Raw genomic sequence first — 2,311 nt, forward strand, 5'->3', positions numbered from 1 at the left:
TCAAAACCTCCATAAAATGACGGGTGGTGTGTGGTGTGGTCCGTGTCGGTGCCCTTTCCGTATTGGTTCGGGAGGTTGACCGCTGCCGTACTCTACGCCCCGGCAGCCGGGCGGCTGTGTTTCCCTTGAACTGTCTACATTATACATCTAACGTTAGATGAAAACAAGCGGCAAAGTAAACAAATCTAACGTTAGATTTTTATTAAAATCTAACAGTAGATAAAAACAAAGGAATGTGGTAAAATGACGGTGAGGTGATTAAAATGGGTAGACCCAAAAAGGAAAACGGTATGAGCGCCACGGACTACAAGCGCGAATTTAACGAAAAAGCCTATGATCGGATAAACGGATATGTAAAGCAAGGGAAGAAAAGCCGGTACAAGGCGGCGGCGGACGCCATGGGGTGCAGCTTAAACAGATTTATGGAGCAGGCCATGGACAAACTGGCGGCGGAGGTGCTGGGGGAGGAAATGACAGAGGAATAAACGGGAGGGGACGGAACACTTTCGGCACAGCCTCCAGAGCCGAAACAACAAAATTTTTGATTGCTGGATATTCCAACGGGCCGGAAAACGGAACCGTGGTAATATTAAGAAAAATTTTGATTATTTCGGCGGCTGGAGGCGACTATGAGGGCATACACATTTCACGGGAAAAGGAATATTTGTGGTGATCGCATAAGACTGGCCCGCCTGGCGAAACGCTTTTCACAGTCTGATTTATGCAGACAATTACAACTGATCGGGATCCCGATGGAGCGGGACAGCATAAGCAGGATCGAGAGCGGCAGCAGGTATGTGGCAGATTATGAAGTGACCACCATAGCGGATATTTTGGAGGTTTCCGTGTTGTGGCTGCTGGGGAGAGAGTGAAACCGGCGTGGTATTGCACCGCGCCGGTTTTGTCATGCCAAAAGGAGGCTGCTATGAATTACAAGGGATATAAACATATCAGGTGGGAGCAACGGCTGAAAATAGAGGGCGCCCTGCGGACCGGGGCAAAACCGGCGGCGATTGCGCAGGAATTAGGGGTATGCAAGAAAACGATCTATAATGAGATTGCGCGGGGAATGTGCGTTCAGCAGACCAGCGAATACGAATTTGTGGAAAGATACTGCGCGGACGTGGCGGAGCGGAAATACCAGGAAAATTTGAGGGCAAAAGGGCCGGACATTAAGCTGGGGAAAGATTTTGCTTTTGTGGAGTACATCGAGGACCAGATCATAAATAAAAAGCGGTCCCCCGGTGCGGCACTGGCACAGATCCAGATTGACGGGAAAAAGTTTGATACAGAAATCTGTGAAACCACCCTTTACAACTGGATTTATCGGGGGGACATTTTCCTGAACTTGACCGAGGCGGATCTGCTGTATAAGGGGGGACGGCGGAACGAGGGGCGAAAAGCGGGCGACAATAACCGGGCCAGACCGGCCAAGGGGGACACCATCGAACAGCGCCCGGAGGAGATCAACAGCCGGGAAACTTTCGGAAACTGGGAAATGGACAGCGTTATGGGGTGCAAGGGCAGCAAGGCGGCCCTGGTGGTGCTGACCGAGCGGCTGACCCGTTACCCCGTGATCGTCCGGGTGCCTGATCATACCATGGAAAGCGTGGTCCGGGCTCTGGACCGCATGGAGCGCCGCATGGGGGCAAAGTTCCGGGAGGTTTTCCACTCCATCACCGTGGATAATGGGTGCGAGTTCCAGGACTGCGAGGGGATGGAGCGATCCAAGCGGGCCAGGAAACCGCGCACAAAGATTTTTTATTGCCACCCATATTCTGCCTATGAGCGGGGCAGCAACGAAAACATGAACCGGATCATAAGGCGGTTTTTTCCAAAGGGGACCAACTTCGACAATGTGAGCGCGGCGGAGGTGGCGGAGGTAGAGGAGTGGCTGGCAAACTATCCGCGCCGGATCCTGGGGTGGAAAACGCCGCAAATGCTTTACGACGAATACATGACCGTGGCGGCCTGACCAGCTGAACACGGAAAAACGACCAGGCCGGAAACGCCCAGGGGCGCCGGCCAATTCTTTGCGCCATTTTTGCACCGACAGCGCCGTGGAGGCGCGAAAAACGGGGATCCCACCTGGAGCGGGACCCCCGTTTTTAGGGCTATTAAAAACTTTTTATAATTTTTTGTAATTTAGTCTTGACATTTTGCATTTTTGCAATCCGTGGGACTGCCCGTAAGTAATGTCATTTAATGTCATTAAGTTAGGAATAAGGAGAAGATAAAGTCAAAAAAAGATATAAAAAGGGGTTGACAAAGGAGGAAAAATGTGCGGCGAAGCCCTGAAAAGTAAACTTGC

3 protein-coding genes are annotated in these 2,311 nt (G+C 51.4%); all 3 read left to right on the forward strand.

The annotated features are described in order from the left end of the window. The first annotated feature begins 263 nt into the window (after positions 1 to 263). The 3 genes from JX325_RS15510 (at position 264) to JX325_RS15520 (ending at position 1,975) form a co-directional block, all read left to right on the forward strand. Positions 264 to 485 (forward strand): antitoxin, encoded by a 222-nt coding sequence (locus tag JX325_RS15510; protein ID WP_204791960.1) that lies wholly within the window; start codon positions 264 to 266, stop codon positions 483 to 485. A 144-nt stretch (positions 486 to 629) separates the two neighbouring features. After that, a complete protein-coding gene (locus JX325_RS15515; RefSeq protein ID WP_160583866.1) occupies positions 630 to 872 on the forward strand; it encodes a helix-turn-helix domain-containing protein in 243 nt (80 codons plus the stop codon). A 53-nt stretch (positions 873 to 925) separates the two neighbouring features. Further along, positions 926 to 1,975: an IS30 family transposase gene (locus JX325_RS15520; RefSeq protein ID WP_204791961.1), complete on the forward strand. Its 1,050-nt coding sequence runs from the start codon at positions 926 to 928 to the stop codon at positions 1,973 to 1,975. Positions 1,976 to 2,311 lie beyond the last annotated feature (336 nt).

Origin of the sequence: Oscillibacter sp. CU971, from assembly GCF_905219725.1 — a bacterium.
In the GTDB taxonomy this organism is placed as follows: Bacteria; Bacillota; Clostridia; order Oscillospirales; family Oscillospiraceae; genus Oscillibacter.